The organism is Plantactinospora sp. A48 (genome assembly GCF_055793945.1).
This window is the reverse complement of sequence record NZ_JBTIXF010000018.1, coordinates 39,158-59,425: the sequence shown is the minus strand read 5'-3', so window position 1 is coordinate 59,425 and position 20,268 is coordinate 39,158. Positions and strand designations below refer to the sequence as shown.

The window sequence follows — 20,268 nt, the reverse complement described above, 5'->3', positions numbered from 1 at the left end:
CGAAGTCTTCGTCCGTATCGTCCCCGATCCGTCCCCGCCGACCGCCAGTCGGCGTAGGAGGTAACCATGCCAGCCGACCGTATCGACGCCGTCGTCAGCCTCGCCAAGCGCCGGGGCTTCGTCTACCCGTCCAGCGAGATCTACGGGGGTACCCGCTCGGCGTGGGACTACGGCCCGCTCGGCGTGGAACTCAAGGAGAACGTCCGCCGCCAGTGGTGGCGGACCATGGTGCAGCAGCGGGACGACGTCGTCGGCCTCGACTCCGCGATCATCCTGGCCCGGCAGGTCTGGGAGGCGTCCGGCCACATCGAGGAGTTCGTCGACCCGCTGACCGAGTGCCAGTCCTGCCACAAGCGGTTCCGGGCCGACCACCTCGAGGAGGCGTACGAGCACAAGCACGGCCGCCCGCCCGCGTCGCTGACCGAGATCAACTGCCCGAACTGCGGCTCCAAGGGCTCGTTCACCGCGCCGAAGATGTTCAACGGCCTGATGAAGACCTACCTCGGCCCGGTGGAGAGCGAGGAGGGCCTGCACTACCTGCGGCCCGAGACCGCCCAGGGCATCTTCGTGAACTACAACAACGTGGCCACCTCGGCCCGCAAGAAGCCGCCGTTCGGCATCGCCCAGATCGGCAAGTCGTTCCGCAACGAGATCACCCCGGGTAACTTCATCTTCCGCACCCGCGAGTTCGAGCAGATGGAGATGGAGTTCTTCGTCGAGCCCGGCACCGACGAGCAGTGGCACGAGTACTGGCTCGCCGAGCGCTGGAACTGGTACACCGGCCTCGGGCTGAGCGAGGCGAACCTGCGCTATTACGAGCACCCGCAGGAGAAGCTGTCGCACTACGCGAAGCGCACCGTGGACATCGAGTACCGGTTCATGTTCGGTGGCACCGAGTTCTCCGAGCTGGAGGGCGTCGCCAACCGCACCAACTTCGATCTCACCACGCACTCGAAACACTCGGGCGTCGACCTGTCGTACTTCGACCAGGAGAAGAGTGAGCGCTGGGTGCCGTACGTGATCGAGCCGGCCGCCGGGCTCACCCGGGCGGTGCTCGCCTTCCTGCTGGAGGCGTACGACGAGGACGAGGCGCCGAACACCAAGGGTGGGGTGGACAAGCGGACGGTCATGCGGTTCGACCCGCGGCTGGCCCCGGTGAAGGTGGCGGTGCTGCCGCTGTCCCGCAACGAGGCGCTGTCGCCGAAGGCCAAGGGTCTGGCCGCCGACCTGCGTAAGCGCTGGAACGTCGAGTTCGACGACTCGCAGGCGATCGGCCGGCGGTACCGGCGGCAGGACGAGATCGGTACGCCGTTCTGCGTCACCGTCGACTTCGACACCCTGGACGACAACGCCGTGACGGTGCGGAACCGGGACACCATGACCCAGGAACGCATCTCGCTGGACCGCGTGGAGACGTACCTGATCGAGCGCCTCCCCGGCTGCTGACGCTGTTGCAAGGAAGGGCCCCCTGTTATCGCATTTCGTATAGCAGGGGGCCCTTCTTAACGCCTGGGTCCGCTTCCGCCCGTCCGGCGCGGTCAACGGCCGGTCCCGTCGGGTTCGCCGGAGACGATCACCTCGGTGCGGACCCCGGCGGTCGGCCGGGAGCGGTACGCGTCCTCGACGATCCGCCGTACCCGGTCCGACTGCGCCGGGCCCGCCGTACCTCCTCTTCCAACCGGGCCAGGTCGGTGTGGCCGCGCTGCACCGCCTCCGCGACGATGTCCCGGACCGCGCGGAGCTGCCGCAGGGTACGGGCGGCGTCCACGACGGCGCGCGCCGGGGAACAGACCCGGTACAGGTCGGCGTCCCGGGCCCGCGGATCGAGGGTGAGCGCGCGGACGATCACGGCATGACCCGCCGAGGCGCGCCGGGTCTGGTGCGGGACGACCAGTTCGATCTTGTCGGTCGGCGGGCAGTGGCGGAAGCCGTACCAGATCAGGGCGGCGACCCCGGTGAGCTGCGCGTTCGGCCCGGCGTAGAGGGCCGCGGAGATCCGCCGCTGCTCGTCGGTGAGGACGCCGGTGACCAGGGCGTACGTGGCGGGCAGCACCCGTTGCCAGCGTCCGCGCCGGGCCTGCCGGTACATGTACATGTCGGTGATGCCGGCCATCAGCAGTTGGGCGCGGGTGACGATCTGGTGCTGGCGCAGCGCGGTCGCCTCGATATCGATCGTCGAGGCGCTGCCGGGACGCGCGTCGCCGTGGGATGCGTCTTCGAGAACAGTCATGGCGGGAGCATCTCGGCTGCCGGCGCCGGCCGGGAGTGCCTCCGGGTCGATCTGTGGACAACGGAGCCGCCTGTGCACAACCCCCGCGAGACCCGCGATTGTGATATGGCTCGCCGTTAAGCGGGGGCCCTTCCTATACAGAAAGCGATAACAAGGGGCCCTTCCTTACACTCGTACGGTGACAACCGCCGCTGCCGCTCCCGTCGTACGTCCGCTGACCATCGGGCGGTACGAGGTGCGCCCGCCGGTGGTGCTCGCCCCGATGGCCGGCATCACGAACGTGGCGTTCCGGCAACTGTGCCGGGAGCAGGGCGGCGGGATCTACGTCTGCGAAATGATCACCACGCGGGCGTTGGTCGAGCGGAACCCGAAGACGCTGCGAATGATCGCGTTCGGCGGGGACGAACGGCCGCGCAGCCTCCAGCTCTACGGCACCGATCCGAAGGTGACCGCCGCCGCCGTCCGGATGGTGGTCGACGAGGGGCTGGCCGACCACATCGATCTCAACTTCGGCTGCCCGGTGCCCAAGGTGACCCGCAAGGGCGGCGGTTCGGCCCTGCCGTGGCGGCGCCGGCTCTTCGCCCGGCTGGTCCGGGCCGCGGTCGAGGCGGCGGCCCCCGCCGGGGTCCCGGTCACGGTCAAGATGCGCAAGGGGATCGACGACGACCATCTGACGTACGTCGAAGCCGGGCTCGCCGCCCAGGACGCCGGGGTGGCCGCGGTGGCCCTGCACGGTCGTACGGCCGCCCAGCGGTACTCCGGCACCGCCGACTGGGACGCCATCGGGACCCTCAAGCAGGCGCTCGACGTACCGGTGCTGGGCAACGGCGACATCTGGGAGGCCGACGACGCGCTGCGGATGGTCGCGCACACCGGCGTCGACGGGGTGGTGGTGGGCCGGGGTTGCCTGGGCCGGCCGTGGCTGTTCGCGGACCTCGCGGCGGCCTTCGCCGGCCGGCCGCAGCGGCGGCTGCCGAACCTCGGCGAGGTGGCCACGACCATGCGGCGGCACGCCGAGCTGCTGGTCGCGGCGTTCGCGCCCAGCGAGGCCGAGGCGGCCGAGCGGCGCGGCGCCGGCCGGCCGGCGGATCCGGAACGGGACGGCTGCACGGATTTCCGCAAGCACGTCGCGTGGTATCTGAAGGGCTTCCCGGTGGGCAGCGAGCTGCGCCGGGCGCTGGCCATGGTGAGCACCCTGGCCGAGCTGGACGACCTGCTGGGCAAGCTGGATCCCGCCGAGCCGTTTCCCGTGGACACGCTCGGCCAGCCGCGCGGCCGGACCAACGCGCCGGGCAAGGTCTTCCTGCCCGACGGCTGGCTGGCGGACCGGGACAGCGACGAGGTGCCGACCGGCGCCGAACTCGCCGACTCCGGCGGCTGATCACGGTACGTCCGCGTTCCGCTGCGGTGCGACACGTTGATATCTACCATCGTCGACACAACGTGTGCCGGGCGACGGGAGGTCGACGATGACCGAGGAACGGTGGACCGGGTCGGGTGGCCGGGGGGTGTTCCGCCGCAAGCCCGTGGAGCGGTTGGTCGAGGAGCACGAGGGTGAGCTGTTCCGCTCGCTCGGCTTGTGGCAGCTCACCGCCATCGGCGTGGGCGGGATCATCGGGGCCGGCATCTTCGCCCTCGCCGGGGCGGTGGCCAACGAGACGGCCGGCCCGGCGGTGCTGGTGTCGTTCCTGATCGCCGGCGTGGCCAGCGCGGCGGCCGCGCTGTCGTACGCGGAGTTCGCCGGGATGATCCCGAAGGCCGGCTCGGCGTACACCTACGGATACGCCGTGCTCGGTGAGATCGTCGGCTGGTTCATCGGCTGGGATCTCCTGCTGGAGTACACCGCGATCGTCGCGGTGGTGGCGATCGGCATCTCCGGCTACTTCGGGTTCCTGGTCGGTCAGGTCGGGCTGGATCTGCCGGCCTGGCTGCTGGGTGCGCCGGGCACCGGTCACGGGCACGTGGTGGATCTGTTCGCGGTGCTGCTCTGCCTGCTCATCGCGTACCTGTTGAATCTCGGCATCCGCGCGGCGGCCCGGTTCGAGACGGTCGTGGTGGGAGTCAAGGTCGCGGTGGTGCTGCTGGTGATCGTGGTCGGCTTCTTCCACGTGAAGACCGGGAACTACTCGCCGTTCTTCCCGTTCGGCTTCGGCGGCGCGGTGACCGGCGCGGCGACCGTGTTCTTCGCGGTGTTCGGCTACGACGCGATGAGCACCGCCGCGGAGGAGTCCCGGGAGGCGACCCGGCACATGCCGAAGGCGATCCTCTACTCGCTGGGCGTGTCGATGGTGCTGTACGTGCTGGCCACCCTGGTGCTGACCGGGATGCAGAAGTACACCGACATCGACCCGGAGAGCGGGTTCTCCTCGGCGTTCGCCTCCGTCGGCCTGTCCGGCCTGGCCAGCGTGATCGCGGCCGGCGCGATCATCGGCATCCTGACGGTGATGTTCACGTTCATGCTCGGGGTGACCCGGGTCTGGTTCTCGATGAGCCGGGACGGTCTGCTGCCGGCCTGGTTCGGCCGGCTGCACCCGGTGCGCCGGGTGCCGACCCGGATCACCTGGATCGTCGGCGCCGGCTCGGCGGTGATCGCCGGGTTCCTGCCGATCCGGCAGGCGGCCGAACTGACGAACATCGGCATCCTGCTGGCGTTCGTCGTGGTCTGCGTGGCGGTGATCGTGCTGCGCTACCGCCGTCCGGACGCGCCGCGGACGTTCCGGCTGCCGTTCATGCCGGTGGTGCCGGCGGTCGGCGTCCTCTTCTCTCTGTGGCTGATCACCTTTCTCAGCGCGGTGACCTGGATCCGCTTCGCCGTCTGGTTCGGACTCGGACTGCTCGTCTACGCCCTGTACGGCTACCGCCGTTCCGCCCTGGCCCGGAACTGAGCCGGTTCGTCGGGCGTTAAGAAGGGCCCCCTGCTATACGAAAAGCGATAACAGGGGGCCCTTCCTTTCAGCTCAGTTGACGCTGACCGCGGACCAGGCGGCGGCCACGGTGTTGTACTCGGTGCTGCCCGAGCCGTACAGGTCGCGGGCGGCGTTCAGGGTCGCGGTGCGGGCCCCGGCGTACTTCGTGCTGGACGTCATGTAGACGGTCAGCGCGCGGTACCAGATGGCGCCGGCCTTGGCGTTGCCGATGCCGGTGATGGAGCTGCCGTTGCAGGTGGGGCTGGTGCCCCAGGACGACGACCCGCTACCCACGGCGAGCAGGTAGAAGAAGTGGTTCGCCACCCCGGAGGAGTAGTGGACGTCCTTGCTGCCCACCGTGCTGGACCAGCAGTCGGCCGAGTTGCCGTCCTTGGAGGGCTTGTCCATCCAGCGCAGCGGGGTGCCGGTGCTGCGCAGCTTCTCGCCGATCAGGTAGTCGCCGGGGTCCTTCGCGTTGTTCGCGTAGAACTCGACGAGCGTGCCGAAGATGTCGCTGGTGGCCTCGTTCAGGCCGCCGGACTCACCGCTGTAGGTCAGGCCGGCGGTGTTGCTGGTGACGCCGTGGCTCATCTCGTGCCCAGCCACGTCCAGCGAGGTCAGCGGGTACCAACCGGAACCGCCGTCGCCGTACGTCATGCAGAAGCAGGAGTCGTCCCAGAAGGCGTTGGCGTAGTTGCTGCCGTAGTGGACCCGGCTGTACGCCCCGACGCCGTCGCCGCGGATGCCGTTGCGGCCGAACGTGTTCTTGTAGAAGTCCCAGGTCTCCTGCGCCCCGTACGCGGCGTCGGCCGCGGCGGTGGAGGCGTTGCTCAGGGTGCCGTCGCCGAAGACGTTGGTGCTGGACGTGACCAGCGTTCCGGTGCCGAACCGGCGGTTGCCGAGGTTGTACGTCTTGTGTCCGCCCCGGCTGCCGTCGGTGAGCTGGTACGTCGAGCCGGAGGCGGTGCTGCCCACGGTCACGGTTCCGGAGTGGTACGTGTTGCCGGTGCCCGTCTCGATGGTGTCCCACGAGTCGCGGACCGCCCCGCTGGTCTCGTCGACCAGCACGTGCAGTTCGCTGGGGGTGCCGTCGGCCCGGACGCCGGCGACCACGACCTCGTACGCCCGGGTCGGGGTGCCCGAGCTGGCGTCGATCACGAGTTGGCTGCCCGTCACCCGCTTGTCGGCGGCGGTCGAGCTGGCCAGCGCGGCGGTGCCCGCGGCCTGCGCGCTGATGCCGCCCCGCCGGGCCAGCGTGCCGGCGGACGGCGCGGTGGTCAGGTTCTCGCTGGCACCGCGCCAGGTGTTGCCCTTGCCGAGGTGTACGACGAGGTCGCCACCGAGTACCGGCAGGCCCTGGTAGTAGCGGTGCATCCGGACGTGCTGGGTGCCGTCGGCGTCGGTGGTGACGTTCTTGAGGGTGAACGTCTGGTCGGCGCCGACGTGCGCGGCGCTGGCGTGGCTCTTGAGCTGTCCGACCGCGCGGCCGAAGAGGTCCGTGGGCGCCGCGTTGGCGGCGGTGGCACCGAGGGTCGTGACCAACGTCGCTGTGGTCAGCACACCCAGGGCAATGGCGGTACGACGCATGTCGCCTCCATCTATCGGAAGACGAACCGGGGGTATGGTCCGCCTGCCCGCGGGGTTAACGGGCGTTCATAATTCTCCATAGATGGATGGCGGAAAGAAATGGTTGCTTTGCCAAACTAGTTGCGGTATAGCGCGTCGGGGGCCCGTCGGGACCGACCCGCTCGCTGCCCGGGAATCGTCGGTTTCCGCGCTGGCCAGGGCACCTGCGGGGACGAATGAAAGGCGATTCCGGCGGCGTGCCAACGTGGCCCCTGGGCGGCCAGTCGGCGCCGAAAATCGGCCCAGTTCCGGGCGCTCGCGGCCGACCAACCCAGCTCGGCGATCGCCGGCAGCCGGGGGAAGGTCATGAACTCGATCTCATCGGAGGTCGTCACCGTCTCGGTCCACAGCGGCGCCTCGACCCCCAGCACCCGGTCGGCCGGGATGCCCTCCAGGTGGCTCGCGGGATCCCAGTCGTACGCCCGGTGGGTCTCGATGTGCCCGGCCCAGTCGTGGCCCAGCGGGGTGTCCGCCGCGTACTTCATGTCCAGATAGGTGCGGTCCCCGGGCGAGAGCAGCACCTCGGCGCCGCGCGCCACCGCCGCGGCCATCCCGGCGTCCTGCCGGCTGGTGCCCCAGTACTGCAACACCCGCCCGTCGACGTGCTCCACCGGGGCGATCTGGTGCCAGCCGAGGACCCGCTTGCCGGTGGCCGCGAGGATCCGCTGGGTCCGGCCCATGAACGCGGCGTACTCGTCGGGTCGCAGGGTGAACGCCTCGTCGCCGCCCAGGTGCAGGAACGGCCCGGGGGTGAGGTCGGCCAGCTCGCCGAAGACGTCGGCCAGGAAGGCGTACGTCCGGTCCTGGTCGACGGCCAGGGCGCTGAACCCGACCTCGGTGCCCGCGTAGACCCCGGGTGCGACGCCACCGGGCGTGAGTTCCGGGTACGCGACGAGCGCGGCGTTCGTGTGTCCGGGTACGTCGATCTCGGGCACCACGGTCAACTGCCGGCTGGCCGCGTGGGCCACGATCCTCCGGTAGTCCTCCCGGGTGTAGTAGCCGCCCGGTCCGCCGCCGACCTGGCTCGCCCCGCCGATCTCGGCCAGCCGGGGCCAGGAGTCGATGGCGAGCCGCCAGCCCTGGTCGTCGGTGAGGTGCAGGTGCAGATGGTTGATCTTGTATCGGGCGAGCTGGTCGATGAACCGGCAGACCGCCGCGACGTCGAAGAAGTGCCGGGCCACGTCCAGCATGGCGCCCCGGTAGGCGTACCGGGGGTGGTCCACGATCCGCGCGCCGGGGATCGACCAGGGGCCGGGTTGGGGCGTACCGGCGTCGATGGCCGGCGGGAGGAGTTGGCGCAGGGTCTGCGTACCGTTGTGCAGTCCGGCCGGGGTCTGGGCCCGGATGGTGACGCCCTCGGCGGTGACGTCGAGTTGGTAGCCCTCGGCTTGGTGGCCCTCGGCGCCGCCGCCCTCCGGCGCGATGGTGCCGGGGGTGAGCAGCAGCACGATGTCCCCCTCGGCGGTCGCCGATCCGGCCGGCCCGACCGGCAGGGGAAAGCCGGTCGGTCCCCGCAGCAGTTCGGCGAGCCGGTCGGCCACGGCCAGGGCGGCGGGCTCCGGGGTGGCGCGAACGCCGGTCCCCGGTGTCAACCGGTAGCTGACCCCGGGCAGCCGGTCGACCCGCACGGGCGCCGGCACCAGGGCGTCGAGCCGGGCCGCCCCGGCGTCGTCGGTGCTCTGGGGGTCGGGGGAGGAAAGATCGAGGGGGGTACGCGGACCGGTACTCACGGCCGTCTCTCTCTGCTGGTCGGCGGGGCCGGCTTGCCCCGAGGGGATGCGCCAAGGCTAGCCCGCGTCGGCCGGCACGGCTCCTGGGAGCGCTCCCATGTCCTCGTCCGAAAGGCCCGTGCCGGGACGGCGAGGCGCATTGTCCGGCAGTCGTGTCCGGTGCAGACTCCGCCGCAGGTGTCGGCGCCCGGGAACCGATGCCGGTGCGCCTCAACGTATCGACCGATACCAACTCGCATTCAGTACGTGGAAAATCCATGCGAAGTCGTGTGGTCGGCCGCCTGGGCAGCGGCGAGAGAGTGAGCGGGACATGCAGCAGGACCGGGAAATGACCGCCGCCGACGTACGGGCGATGGCCGCGGAGGTGTTCGAGGTGACGCCGGAGGAGATCACCGACGGCGCCGCGTTCTACGAAGACCTGGGAATAGATTCGCTTCAAAAGATCGAATTCGTGGTACAGATCGAACGGCGATTCGGAATACGACTCGCAGATTCTGAAGCAGCCGGATTGAAAGATTTCAGCGACGTGTTGACCGTCCTGCGGGACCGGGGAGTACCCCTTGCCGCCTGACCGGCTCACCCCCCGCGACCCGGTGGTGGTGACCGGGCTGGGCGCGGTCTCCGTGGCGGGCCTGGGCGTCGACCGGCTGTGGGCCGCGACGCGCGCCGGTCGGGTGCTGACCGGACCGGTGACCCGGTTCGACGTGTCCCGCTACCCCACCCGCCGGGCCGGTCAGGTGCCCGACGCCGCCGTGGCGGCGCTGGACGACCTGGTGCCGGCGCACCCGTCGCTGGCCGCCCGGTACCTCGCGGCGGCCGTCGCCGAGGCGCTGACGCACGCCGGACTGGACCCGACGGGACGGCCGTACCCCGGCGGTCCGCCGACCGGGGCCGCCGGGCCGGCCGGCGAATCCCCGCTCCGGCCGCGTTCCCCGGTGGGGCTGTACGTCGGCACGGTGCTGGCCACCCGACCGATCCTCGACCGGGGGATCGGACCGGCCGGGCTGACCGTGCCCGGCCGGGGCTGGGCGTGGCCGGCGGCGCTGCTCGACCCGCTTCGCGAAGTCGTCCCCGCCGCCGGGCCGGCCCTGCTGGTGGCGCCGGGCTGTTCCGCCGGCAACGCGGCGATCGCCGCCGGTCGCCGGGCGCTGCTGGCCGGTGAGGTGGACGTCGCGATCTGCGCCGGGGTGGAGGAACTGTCGCTGGAGGTCTTCGCGATGTTCACCGCGCTGCGGGCGCTGGCTCCGGACACCGTACGGCCGTTCGACGCGGACCGTCGGGGCACGATGCCGGCCGAGGGCGCCGGGGTGCTGGTGCTGGAGCGGGCGACGCGGTCGGCCGCCCGGGGTGCGCGGCCGCTGGCCACCGTGCTGGCCTGCGCCTCCGCCTCGGACGGGCACCACATGACCCAGCCGCACCCGGAGGGGTCCGCGCTGGTGACCACCCTCCAGACCGCGCTGGCCGAGGCCGGCGCCGAGCCGGACGAGATCGACTGGGTCTGCGCGCACGGCACCGGGACGCCGGCCAACGACGGGGTCGAGGCACGGGCCACCGCCAAGGTGCTGGCCGGGCGGGAACGTCCGGTGGTCTCCTCGGTGAAGGGTCAGCTGGGCCACGCGGCGGGGGCGGCCGCCGCGCTGGAGGCCGTGCTCGCGGTCCGGGCGCTGAACGAGGGCGTCATCCCGGGCAACGCGACCCTCCGGCGTCCCGACCCGGCGTGTGACGGACTCGATCTGGTACCCGCCGAGGGTCGGCACGGCCGGGTCGAGCTGGTGGCGAGCCCGGCGTACGGCTTCGGCGGCGCGGTGACCACGCTGCTGCTCGGCGCGGGAACCCGCGACGGACAGCCGGAGAACCGCGATGGATGACCCGACCCGGGGGACCGCGATGGCCGGCCCGGCCTGGGAGAGCACGGCCGGTGCCGGGACCGGGTGGCCGGTACGCGGCCTGGGTCTCCGGCTGCCCGGAGTCCGGGAGCCGGCCGACCTGGTCCGCCAACTCACCGGGGCGGAACCGGTACCGGGCGCGACACGACGGCTCGTCGCGCCGCACACCGACCTGCGGCCGGTCGACAGGTGGGTCGGCTCGCCGGTCGAGATCCGACTGCCCGCCGGCCTGTCGAGCCGTGGCCTACGCGGTTGGCCGGACGAGTCGCTGCTGGCCCTGGCCGCCGCGGCCGACGCGGTGGCCGGGAGCGACGGGTACACGCCGTCCTGGCCGGTCGGCGGGGAACCGGCGGCGGTGCTCTGGGCCAGCTCCACCGCCGGCCTTGCCGAGTACGCGGCCGTCTGCACCGACGCCGCGCTGCTCGACCCGGGGCTGACCAGCCCGCTCCTGGCGCCGCTGTCCGCGTTCAACGGTCCGACGTCGACGGTCTCGATCCGGCTCGGCCTCACCGGCCCGACCGAGACGATGGTCGGCGGCGTGACGGCCGGGGCGTCGGCGCTGGTCGAGGCCGTTCGGTTCCTGGCCGGCGGCGCCGCGACCCGGGCCCTGGTCGGCGGCTCGGCGTCGCTGAGCCGGTGGGGCGTGCCCGACGGGGAGGCCGGACCGGGCGTACCGGTCGAGGGCGCGGTCTGCCTTGAGCTTGGCCGCCGGCCCGGCCCGGCCGACGGGGTGATTGTCGACCGGGCGGAGCGGCTGGGGTACGACCCGGCCCGGCCCGCCGACCTCACCCGGCACCTCGACGACCAGGACCTGACCGGCGACCCGCCGCGGTGCACCGTGGTGTCGACGGCCGACCCGGCCGCCGTGGCGACGCTGGCCGGCCGGGGCGACGTGTGGCACGTCGAGGCGCGGCTGGGCGACTTCGGCGCCGCCGGTGGCCTCCTGGCGGTGGCCGCCGCGGTCGCGTACTGCCGGACCACCGGCGGCCCGGTGCGGGTGCGCGCCCTGGCGATCGAGCCCGGAACCGCGAGCATCATCGAGGTCCGAGGTACGGATGCGGACTGAGCCGGAACCGCTGGTGCGGAGCGAACCGGGACCGCGGGCCGCGCGGTCGGGACCGGAAGGGTGACCGAGATGACGGACTCAGCCCTGCTCGACCGGCTGCTGGTTGGTCACCTGGCCGACGACGCGGGTGCCGCGACGGCCTACGTCGACGCCGACGGCCGGATCAGCTACGCCCTGCTGCACCGCGCGGTGCGCTGGTACGCGGCCCGGCTGGCCGCCGCCGGCATCCCGCCCGGCTCGGCGGGGCTGGTGGTGGCCGACGACGCCATCCCGACCGTGGTGGCGATCCTCGCGATGTGGTGGCGGGGGATGGTCGCCGTACCGGTCAGCCCGCTGCTGACCGGCGCGGAACTGGCCTTCATCGCGGACGACTGCGGGGCCCGCTACCTGCACCTGGACGACCGGGCCGCGGCCGTGGTGCCGGCCGACGGCGCCCTCGACGTACCCCGGGGTGGGCCCGGGTGGGCCGATCCGGTCGACCTGCCGGCGCCACCGGCCGCGACGCCGGAGCCGGCCGAGGTGGTGCTGATCCAGTACACCTCCGGCAGCACCGGTGTGCCGAAGGGGGTGCTGCACACCGCTGACGGGCTGGCCGCCGTGCTCGACGGGTTCGGCCGGGTTCTCGACCTGACGCCGGCCGACCGGGTGATGTCCACGGCCAAGCTGTCCTTCGGGTACGGCTTCGGCAACTCGCTGATCTTCCCGCTGGCCGCCGGGGCCGGCGTCGTGCTCAACCCGGGCCCGCCCGACGTGTACGCGATCAGCGCGGGCGTGGCACGGCACCGGCCGACCGTGCTGACGGCGGTGCCCCGGGTCTACGCGGCGCTGCTCGACCGGGCCCGGGACGGTCAGCCGCCCGATCTCGGGTCGCTGCGGCTGGCCGTCTCGGCCGGCGAGCACCTGCCCGCCACGGTGTGCGCGGAGTTCACCCGGGTCTTCGGCGTCCCGCTGGTGAACGGGTTGGGCGCCACCGAGGTGCTGCACGTCGTGGTGGCCACCCGGGGCACCGAGCCGGGCTCGACCGGTAGGGCCGTACCGGGGACCCGGATCACCGTCCGGGACGACGCCGGCCGGGAGGTGCCGGACGGTACCGAGGGCCGGCTGCACGTGGCCGGTGGCTCGGTCGCCGCCGGCTACCTGGACCGGCCGGACGCGGCGGCGCTGACCTTCGCCGACGGTGGCGCGTACACCGGGGACATCGTCCGGCGGGCACCGGACGGCGACATCGGGTACGTCTGTCGCCGCGACGACCTGTTGAACATCGGCGGCTTCAAGGTCTCGCCGTTGGAGATCGAGGCGGCGGCGCGGGACGTACCCGGGCTCGCCCAGTGCGCCGTGGTCGGTTCCCGCGACGCGCACGGCCTCGAACAGGCGGTCGCGTACGTCGTGCCGGCCGCCGGTGTCGACCGCGAGCGGCTGCGCGGGGCGGTCCGCACGGCGTTCCGGCGCGGCCTGCCGCCGTTCAAGCGGCCGGCCACCGTCGAGGTGGTGGACGGCTTGCCGGTCACCTCGACCGGCAAGCTCGCCCGGTACCGCCTCCGGCCCACCGGCCCGGTGGTCCCCCCGGGGCGGGCTTCGGTGACCCTGCGGACCCTGCGGGAGGGGTCGGACCGGACGCTGATCTGCGTCCCGCACGCCGGCGGCTCGGCCGGTTCGTTCAGCCGGCTCGCCGGTCACCTGCCGGAAGGCTGGCGGGTGCTGGCCGGCGAGGCCGAGCACGATGGCGGCGCCGACCTCGATCGGATGGCCCGAGCCTGGTGGGAGGCGGTCCGGCCGTACCTTTCGGACCGGACGGTGCTGCTCGGCCACAGCCTGGGCGCGGTGCTCGTGGTCGCGCTGGCCGACCTCGCCGGCACGGCAGGGTTGGACGGCGCCCGGTTGCTGCTCGCGGCGCCGCCGCTGGCGGTCGGCGACACGCTCCGCAAGCTGCTCACCGAGCCGGACGACGCGGCCCTGATCGCCGGGCTGGCCGAGGTGGGCCTGCTGCCGGAGACCTCGTTGACCCACGAGGAGATCGGCCGGCTGCTGCTGCCCCGGTTCCGCCGGGACATCGCGCTGGCTCCGGCCGGCCTGGATCGGCCGATCGGGGCGCCGGTACACGTGCTGCTCGGCGCCGGCGACCGGCTGTGTCCCCCGGAGACCGTGGCCGAACGGCTGCCGGCGGCGCTGCTGGTCGACTGCCGGATCGTCGAGGGCGGACACTACTTCCCGACCACCCAGCCCGCCCGGGCGGCCACCGCGATCGCCGAGATGTTCCGCTGACCCGTCCTCGACCTGCTCAACGCGGCGCCCGCGGGTGAGATCGCCCCCAGCCCGCGGGTCCGCCCTTGCCGACTGGTACGTCAGCGACCTCAACCGGCCCAGTTGAGGTCGCTGACGTACCAGTGATCATGGGCGGCGCCCGACCGGTGCCCGACCGGCGCCCGACCGGCGCCCGACCGGCGCCCGACCGGTGCCGCCCCCGCCGGGGCGGCCGGGGCGGCCGGGTGGCGAAGGGGGGTCGTGCGCGGTTGTGCGCGGAGAAACGCTCCCATGCGCCCGGACGAACCGGGACAGCAGGGACGGTTGTGCGCATTGTCACCGAACGCTGTCCTATCACCCGGTGGTCGCTTAGCCTTCGCCCACCGAACGGCTCCACCAGGCCCGCGGGGCGTGCCGGTCGGCCCTGGTGGGGCCGGGTGGCAGCGGGGTAAGAACAGAACTAAGGCTTCGTTCAGCGTCGAACGACTCAGGAGGCTCCGGTGACCGCGCAGTCCAAGTACGTGTACGACTTCGCCGAGGGCAACAAGGAAATGAAGGACCTGCTCGGCGGCAAGGGCGCCAACCTGGCGGAGATGACCAACCTCGGCCTTCCGGTGCCACCCGGCTTCACCATCAGCACCGAGGCGTGCCGGGCCTATCTGGACAGTGGAGAGACGCCGGACGGCCTGGCCGGGGAGATCGGCACGCACCTCAGGGCGCTGGAGAGCGCGATGGGCCGGAAACTGGGCGACGCGGCCGATCCGCTGCTGGTCTCGGTCCGCTCGGGCGCGAAGTTCTCGATGCCCGGCATGATGGAGACCGTCCTCAACATCGGCCTCAACGACGAGAGCGTGTACGGGCTGGCCCAGCAGGCGGGTGCGGCGGAGGGCGCCGACCCGGCCGCCGCCGAACGGTTCGCCTGGGACTCCTACCGGCGGCTCATCCAGATGTTCGGCAGGACGGTCTGCGACGTGCCGGGGGAGGAGTTCGAGCACGCGCTGGAGGGCGCCAAGACGGCCAAGGGCACCAGCAGCGACCTGGACCTGGACGCCACCGATCTGCGCGGGCTGGTCGAGGCGTACAAGACGATCTTCGTGAAGCACACCGGGCGGGACTTCCCGCAGCACCCGCGTGAGCAGCTCGACCTGGCCGTCAACGCGATCTTCGAGTCGTGGAACGCCGAGCGGGCCGTGCTCTACCGCCGGCAGGAGCGGATCCCGGCCGACCTCGGCACCGCGGTCAACGTGGTGGCCATGGTCTTCGGCAATCTCGGCCCGGACTCCGGCACCGGGGTGGCGTTCACCCGCGACCCGGCCAGCGGTCACCAGGGCGTCTACGGCGACTACCTGGCCAACGCCCAGGGCGAGGACGTGGTGGCCGGCATCCGCAACACGGTGCCGTTGCAGGATCTGCAACGGCTCGACAAGCGGTCGTACGACGAACTGCTCGGCATCATGGCCCGGCTGGAGGAGCACTACCGGGACCTGTGCGACATCGAGTTCACCATCGAACGCGGCAAGCTGTGGATGTTGCAGACCCGGGTCGGCAAGCGGACCGCCGCCGCGGCGTTCGTCATCGCCGCCCAGTTGGTGGACGAGGGGCTGATCGACCCGGACGAGGCGCTCAACCGGGTGACCGGCGTCCAGTTGGCGCAGCTGATGTTCCCCCGGTTCGGTCCGGGGGCCAGGGCGGACCTGCTGGCCACCGGCATGAACGCGTCGCCCGGCGCCGCGGTCGGGCGGGCCGTCTTCGACTCGCAGACGGCGGTGCGGTGGTCGCAGTCCGGGGAGAAGGTCATCCTGGTCCGCCGGGAGACCAACCCGGACGACCTGGACGGCATGATCGCCGCCCAGGGCATCCTCACCTCACGCGGCGGCAAGACCTCGCACGCCGCCGTGGTGGCCCGGGGGATGGGCAAGACCTGCGTCTGCGGCGCCGAGGAGCTGGACGTCGACACGAAGGGCCGCCGGTTCACCGGTCCCGGCGACGTGGTGATCGAGGAGGGCGACGTCATCTCGATCGACGGCAGCAACGGGGCGGTCTACCGGGGTGAGGTCCCGGTGGTGCCGTCCCCGGTGGTCGACTACTTCGAGGGGCATCTCGACCCGACCGCCGAGGACGCTGACGAGCTGGTCCGGGCCGTACACCGGATCATGGCGTACGCCGACCGGGGTCGCCGGCTGGCGGTCCGGACCAACGCCGACACCCCCGAGGACGCCGAGCGGGCCCGCCGGTTCGGCGCCCAGGGCATCGGGCTGTGCCGTACCGAGCACATGTTCCTGGGCGAACGGCGGCAGTACGTCGAGCGGCTGATCCTGGCCGACTCGCAGACCGAGCGGGAGCAGGCGCTGGCCGCGCTGCTGCCCCTGCAGCGGGAGGATTTCATCGGCATCTTCGCCGCCATGGACGGCCTGCCGGTGACGATCCGGCTGCTCGACCCGCCGCTGCACGAGTTCCTGCCGGACATCACCGAACTGTCCGTCCGGGTGGCGGTGGCCGAGGAACGCGGTGAGGCGCACGAGAACGAGCTGCGGCTGCTCCAGGCCGTACACCGGCTGCACGAGCAGAACCCGATGCTCGGGCTGCGCGGCGTCCGGCTCGGCATCGTGGTCCCCGGGCTGTTCGCCATGCAGGTGCGGGCCATCATCGAGGCCGCCGCCGAACGGCGCAAGGCCGGCGGCGACCCGCGGGTCGAGATCATGATCCCGCTGGTCGACGCGGTGCAGGAGCTTGAGCTGGTACGCGAGGAGGCCGAGCGGGTCGCGCGGGAGGTGTGCGCGCGGGAGGGCATCGAGGTGCCGCACCTGATCGGCACGATGATCGAGCTGCCCCGGGCCGCGCTGACCGCCGGGCAGATCGCCGAGGCCGCCCAGTTCTTCTCCTTCGGCACCAATGACCTGACCCAGACGACCTGGGGATTCTCCCGGGACGACGTGGAGGCGGCGTTCTTCTCGGCGTACCTGGAACGGGGCATTTTCGGGGTGTCGCCGTTCGAGACCCTGGACCGGGACGGCGTGGGCCGGCTGGTGCGGATCGCCAGCGAGGAGGGCCGGGCCACCCGGCCGGACCTCAAACTCGGCGTCTGCGGCGAACACGGTGGCGATCCCGACTCGGTGCACTTCTTCCACGAGGTGGGCCTGGACTACGTCTCCTGCTCGCCGTTCCGGGTGCCGGTGGCCCGGCTGGAGGCGGGTCGGGCGGCCGTCCGGAGCGCTGGATCAGACAGCCGCTGACCTTCCGCCGCCGTCTTCCCGGGCTCAGGGGTGGCCGGGAGGGCGGCGGCGGCCGTCGTGGCTGGCGCGTGCGGTGGTCAACGGGGTTCGCACGGTACGCGGGTTGCGCAGCTCGGTGCCCGGTCGCGGAGCTGGCACGATCCCCGTGCCGGGCGCCGGCGGCCAGAGCGAGTCGACCAGCTCGCCGAGCCGGTGGGCGAGCGTCCTGGCCTCCGGGTGCAGCCGGTCCAGGTTGACCTGGGGACGGGTCACCACGGCCAGCAGCGCCTGCCAACCGGCGGGGTAGCAGACGACGTACCCCTCGGTGCCGTGTACCACGAACTCGCTGAGCTGGCCGTGTCCCACCGTTTCGGCGAACCGGCTGCCGAGCCCCGCGCCGGTGGCGGCCATCGCGGCCACGTGTTCGGGGTCGATCTTCGGCAGGTCACTGGTGATGTGCAGGCCGTCAACGCCGGCCAACACGGTGCCCGCCACGTCCGATCGACGGCGGCGCAACTGGTGCAGCTCGCGCCGCAGGGTGGCTTCGGCATCCACAGGCGTCTCTCCTTGCGGGCTGGCGGTCGCCGCTGCAACTCGGTCGACCTTCCGACATCCGGTGACGTTCCGCTTCCGGCACGCTACACCCGGGCCCGGGTGGATGTGTTCCCCGGTGCGCGGCGATCGGTCAGCAAACTCGGCCTATCGGAGGTTGTCATTGCTCGATCCGCGCGCGTCATGGAACGGGCGTAACCTGGCCGTCACATGGACGTGGCGTTCGGACGAGGAGGCGGTGCCGGTGGGCAGCGTGTGGGAGAACCTGGTGGTCGACGCCCAGGATCCGGCGCGGCTCGCGCGGTGGTGGGCGGAGGCGCTCGGCTACCAGGTCGTCAACGAGACGGACGACGAGGTGGAGATCCGCCGCGCTCCCGAAACCCTGCCCGCGGTCATCTTCGTGCCGGTCGGTCAGGAGAAGACCGGAAAGAACCGGCTGCACCTGGACCTGCGCCCGGACGACCGGGAGGCCGAGGTCGAACGGCTGGTGGACATGGGCGCCCGGCATGTCGACGTGGGACAGTCCCCGGAGGTCAACTGGACCGTGCTGGCCGACCCGGAGGGTAATGAGTTCTGCGTGCTCAGCTCGGCCCGGCGATAGATGCACGACGCGCTGCGGTGGGTGTCCGAGCCGGCCAAGGACACCGGCGCCGCCCGCAGCCCGTTCCAGCGGGACCGCGGCCGGGTCCTGCACTCCGCCGCGTTCCGCCGGCTGGCCGCCAAGACCCAGGTACACACCGCCGGTACCGATGATTTCCTGCGTACCCGGTTGACCCACTCGTTGGAGGTCGCCCAGATCGCCCGGGAACTGGGCCAGTGGCTGGGTTGTGACCCGGACGTGGTGGACGTGGCCGGCCTGGCCCACGACCTCGGGCACCCGCCGTTCGGGCACAACGGCGAAGCCGCGCTGGACGCCGTGGCCCGGGACTGCGGTGGCTTCGAGGGCAACGCGCAGACGCTGCGCGTACTCACCCGGTTGGAGGCCAAGGTGTACGGCCCGGACGGCCGCTCGGCCGGGCTGAACCTCACCCGCGCGGCGCTGGACGCCGCCGGGAAGTATCCCTGGCCGCGCCGGCCCGGCCGGCGCAAGTTCGGGGTGTACGCCGACGACGAGCCGGTGTTCCGCTGGCTGCGCGCGGGCGTGCCGGACGAGGTCCGCTGCCTGGAGGCGCAGGTGATGGACTGGGCCGACGACGTGGCGTACTCGGTGCACGACGTCGAGGACGGGGTACACGGCGGCTACCTCCGGGTCGCGCCGCTGGCGGATGACCCGGACGAACGGGCGGCGCTCTGCGCCGACGTGGCGGCGACGTACTCGCCGGAACCGGTCGACTACCTGGCCGGGGTCCTGGCGGACCTGCTGGCCGACCCGGCGCTGGCGCCGCTGTCCGGATACGACGGCAGTCACCGCGCCCAGGCGGCGGTCAAGGCCACCACCAGCGTCCTGGTGGGACGCTTCGTGGCCGCCGCCGTCGAGGCGACCACCGACCGGTACGGCCCGGGTCCGCTGCGCCGGTACGCCGCCGACCTCGTGGTGCCCCGGCCGGTGCGCGCCCAGTGTGCGCTGTTGAAGGGGATGGCGCTGCGGTACGTGATGCGTCGCAGCGGCGCCCGGGCCCGGTACGAGCGGCAGCGCGAGGTGCTGGCCGAGCTGGTGTGCCGGCTGGTCGAGCGGGCACCGGACGGGCTCGACCCGGTCTTCGCTCCCGAGTGGACGGCGGCGCCGGACGACGCGGCCCGGTTGCGGGTGGTGGTGGACCAGGTGGCGTCGCTCACCGACCCGGCCGCCGTGGCCTGGCACCGGCGGTTCGCCCGTGGCGGACCGACCGGTTGACCGGGGGCCCTTCCGGTACCGAAAGCGACAAGGAGGGGCCCTTCCTTTCGTTAGGGTAGCCTAAGTCGCATGGCGGAACGGAAGAGGAAGATCACCACGGCGCGAGTGGTGCGGACCGAGCGGCTCACCCCGCACATGATCCGGGTGGTGCTGGGCGGTGACGAGTTGGCGGGGCTGCCCGTCGGCGACTTCGCCGACCACTACGTGAAGCTGATCTTCCCGCGCCCGGAGGTGCGCTATCCGGAGCCCTTCGATCTCGACGTGATACACCGCGACCTGCCCCGCGAGCAGTGGCCGAGGCTGCGCTCGTACACGGTGCGGGAGTTCGACGCCGCAGCCCGTGAACTCACGATCGACTTCGTCCACCACGGCACCGAGGGGCTGGCCGGGCCGTGGGCGGCGGCCGCCCGGCCCGGCGACGTGATCCGGTTCCTCGGTCCCGGCGGCGGGTACGCGCCGGACCCGGCGGCCGACTGGCACCTGCTGGTCGGTGACGAGAGTGCCCTGCCGGCCATCGCGGCGGCCCTGGCGCGGCTGTCGTCCGGCGCCACCGCGCGGGTCTTCGTGGAGGTCGCTGACGGCGCCGAGGAGCAGAAGCTGCCGTCCGAGGCCGACGTCGAGATCGTCTGGCTGCACCGGGGCGCCGGTCCGGTGGGGGAGGCGCTGGTCGCCGCCGTCTCCGCGTTCGACTTCCCGCCGGGTGCCGTGCATGCCTTCGTCCATGGCGAGGCGGGGTTCGTCCGCCGGCTGCGCCGGTTGCTGCGGGTCGACCGGGCGGTGCCGGCCGAGCGGCTGTCCATCTCCGGTTACTGGCGGGCCGGGGTGGACGACGAGGGTTGGCGGGCGGCGAAGGCCGAGTGGAACCGCGTGGTCGAGGCCGAGGAGGTCGCGGCGCTGTCCTGACCGGCGCGTCCTGACCGGTGGTGTCCTGACCGGCGGTTGTGGGGCTGGTCGGCCGGTTCCTCGCGCCGAACGTACGCTCCGC

General features: G+C 72.4%; 15 protein-coding genes. 11 read left to right on the top strand and 4 right to left on the bottom strand.

Annotation, left to right across the window (positions count from 1 at the left end):
* Positions 1-66 precede the first annotated feature (66 nt).
* Entirely contained in the window at positions 67-1,446 is a 1,380-nt protein-coding gene (locus tag ACXN5W_RS12560; protein WP_473158403.1) for a glycine--tRNA ligase, read from the top strand.
* Positions 1,447-1,573: 127 nt separating this feature from the next.
* On the opposite strand, the gene ACXN5W_RS12555 is transcribed toward ACXN5W_RS12560, so the two are convergent.
* Positions 1,574-2,230 (bottom strand): type IV toxin-antitoxin system AbiEi family antitoxin domain-containing protein, encoded by a 657-nt coding sequence (locus tag ACXN5W_RS12555; RefSeq protein WP_473158402.1) that lies wholly within the window; start codon positions 2,228-2,230, stop codon positions 1,574-1,576.
* 178 nt (positions 2,231-2,408) lie between these two features.
* Here ACXN5W_RS12555 and dusB point away from each other — a divergent pair, with 178 nt between their 5' ends.
* Together dusB and ACXN5W_RS12545 are read left to right on the top strand one after the other, a co-directional pair.
* Positions 2,409-3,611 (top strand): tRNA dihydrouridine synthase DusB, encoded by a 1,203-nt coding sequence (gene dusB / locus ACXN5W_RS12550; RefSeq protein ID WP_473158401.1) that lies wholly within the window; start codon positions 2,409-2,411, stop codon positions 3,609-3,611.
* An 88-nt stretch (positions 3,612-3,699) separates the two neighbouring features.
* Entirely contained in the window at positions 3,700-5,115 is a 1,416-nt protein-coding gene (locus ACXN5W_RS12545; protein ID WP_473158400.1) for an amino acid permease, read from the top strand.
* A gap of 72 nt (positions 5,116-5,187) precedes the next feature.
* Here ACXN5W_RS12545 and ACXN5W_RS12540 read toward each other — a convergent pair whose 3' ends face one another.
* Together ACXN5W_RS12540 and ACXN5W_RS12535 are read right to left on the bottom strand one after the other, a co-directional pair.
* Positions 5,188-6,723, bottom strand: coding sequence for a M4 family metallopeptidase (locus tag ACXN5W_RS12540; RefSeq protein ID WP_473158399.1), 1,536 nt, complete (start codon positions 6,721-6,723; stop codon positions 5,188-5,190).
* Positions 6,724-6,839: 116 nt separating this feature from the next.
* Entirely contained in the window at positions 6,840-8,492 is a 1,653-nt protein-coding gene (locus ACXN5W_RS12535) for a beta-N-acetylhexosaminidase (RefSeq protein WP_473158398.1), read from the bottom strand.
* A 310-nt stretch (positions 8,493-8,802) separates the two neighbouring features.
* Here ACXN5W_RS12535 and ACXN5W_RS12530 point away from each other — a divergent pair, with 310 nt between their 5' ends.
* The 5 genes from ACXN5W_RS12530 to ppdK all read left to right on the top strand — a co-directional run bounded on the left by ACXN5W_RS12530 (position 8,803) and on the right by ppdK (position 16,918).
* Complete coding sequence (locus tag ACXN5W_RS12530) at positions 8,803-9,063, top strand: acyl carrier protein (RefSeq protein ID WP_473158397.1); 261 nt, start codon at positions 8,803-8,805, stop codon at positions 9,061-9,063.
* Positions 9,053-10,360, top strand: a complete 1,308-nt coding sequence (locus ACXN5W_RS12525; protein ID WP_473158396.1) for a beta-ketoacyl-[acyl-carrier-protein] synthase family protein — start codon at positions 9,053-9,055, stop codon at positions 10,358-10,360. The genes ACXN5W_RS12530 and ACXN5W_RS12525 overlap by 11 nt, the downstream gene beginning before the upstream one ends.
* Positions 10,353-11,444 (top strand): beta-ketoacyl synthase N-terminal-like domain-containing protein, encoded by a 1,092-nt coding sequence (locus ACXN5W_RS12520; RefSeq protein ID WP_473158395.1) that lies wholly within the window; start codon positions 10,353-10,355, stop codon positions 11,442-11,444. Before ACXN5W_RS12525 ends, ACXN5W_RS12520 begins: the two co-directional genes overlap by 8 nt.
* A gap of 69 nt (positions 11,445-11,513) precedes the next feature.
* Entirely contained in the window at positions 11,514-13,706 is a 2,193-nt protein-coding gene (locus ACXN5W_RS12515) for an AMP-binding protein (RefSeq protein ID WP_473158394.1), read from the top strand.
* 479 nt (positions 13,707-14,185) lie between these two features.
* Positions 14,186-16,918, top strand: a complete 2,733-nt coding sequence (gene ppdK / locus ACXN5W_RS12510; protein WP_473158393.1) for a pyruvate, phosphate dikinase — start codon at positions 14,186-14,188, stop codon at positions 16,916-16,918.
* A gap of 24 nt (positions 16,919-16,942) precedes the next feature.
* On the opposite strand, the gene ACXN5W_RS12505 is transcribed toward ppdK, so the two are convergent.
* Complete coding sequence (locus ACXN5W_RS12505) at positions 16,943-17,452, bottom strand: roadblock/LC7 domain-containing protein (protein WP_473158392.1); 510 nt, start codon at positions 17,450-17,452, stop codon at positions 16,943-16,945.
* A gap of 241 nt (positions 17,453-17,693) precedes the next feature.
* On the opposite strand from ACXN5W_RS12505, the gene ACXN5W_RS12500 reads away from it, so the two are divergent.
* From ACXN5W_RS12500 to ACXN5W_RS12490, 3 genes are all read left to right on the top strand, one after another.
* On the top strand, positions 17,694-18,050 hold the full coding sequence (locus ACXN5W_RS12500) for a VOC family protein (RefSeq protein ID WP_473158391.1): 357 nt from the start codon (positions 17,694-17,696) through the stop codon (positions 18,048-18,050).
* Positions 18,051-19,283, top strand: coding sequence for a deoxyguanosinetriphosphate triphosphohydrolase (locus ACXN5W_RS12495; protein WP_473158390.1), 1,233 nt, complete (start codon positions 18,051-18,053; stop codon positions 19,281-19,283). It abuts the gene before it with no gap.
* Between the two features lie 69 nt (positions 19,284-19,352).
* Positions 19,353-20,186 carry a siderophore-interacting protein gene (locus ACXN5W_RS12490; RefSeq protein WP_473158389.1) on the top strand — a complete coding sequence of 278 codons (834 nt, stop codon included), beginning with the start codon at positions 19,353-19,355 and terminating at the stop codon, positions 20,184-20,186.
* The last annotated feature ends 82 nt before the right edge of the window (positions 20,187-20,268 follow it).

What these genes read in the sequence shown, in the direction of transcription:
- ACXN5W_RS12560 (WP_473158403.1), top strand. Translation starts at nt 67, where the DNA reads ATGCCAGCCGACCGTATCGACGCCGTCGTCAGCCTCGCCAAGCGCCGG.
- ACXN5W_RS12555 (WP_473158402.1), bottom strand. Translation starts at nt 2,230, where the DNA reads ATGACTGTTCTCGAAGACGCATCCCACGGCGACGCGCGTCCCGGCAGC.
- ACXN5W_RS12545 (WP_473158400.1), top strand. Translation starts at nt 3,700, where the DNA reads ATGACCGAGGAACGGTGGACCGGGTCGGGTGGCCGGGGGGTGTTCCGC.
- ACXN5W_RS12540 (WP_473158399.1), bottom strand. Translation starts at nt 6,723, where the DNA reads ATGCGTCGTACCGCCATTGCCCTGGGTGTGCTGACCACAGCGACGTTG.
- ACXN5W_RS12530 (WP_473158397.1), top strand. Translation starts at nt 8,803, where the DNA reads ATGCAGCAGGACCGGGAAATGACCGCCGCCGACGTACGGGCGATGGCC.
- ACXN5W_RS12520 (WP_473158395.1), top strand. Translation starts at nt 10,353, where the DNA reads ATGGATGACCCGACCCGGGGGACCGCGATGGCCGGCCCGGCCTGGGAG.
- ACXN5W_RS12515 (WP_473158394.1), top strand. Translation starts at nt 11,514, where the DNA reads ATGACGGACTCAGCCCTGCTCGACCGGCTGCTGGTTGGTCACCTGGCC.
- ACXN5W_RS12495 (WP_473158390.1), top strand. Translation starts at nt 18,051, where the DNA reads ATGCACGACGCGCTGCGGTGGGTGTCCGAGCCGGCCAAGGACACCGGC.
- ACXN5W_RS12490 (WP_473158389.1), top strand. Translation starts at nt 19,353, where the DNA reads ATGGCGGAACGGAAGAGGAAGATCACCACGGCGCGAGTGGTGCGGACC.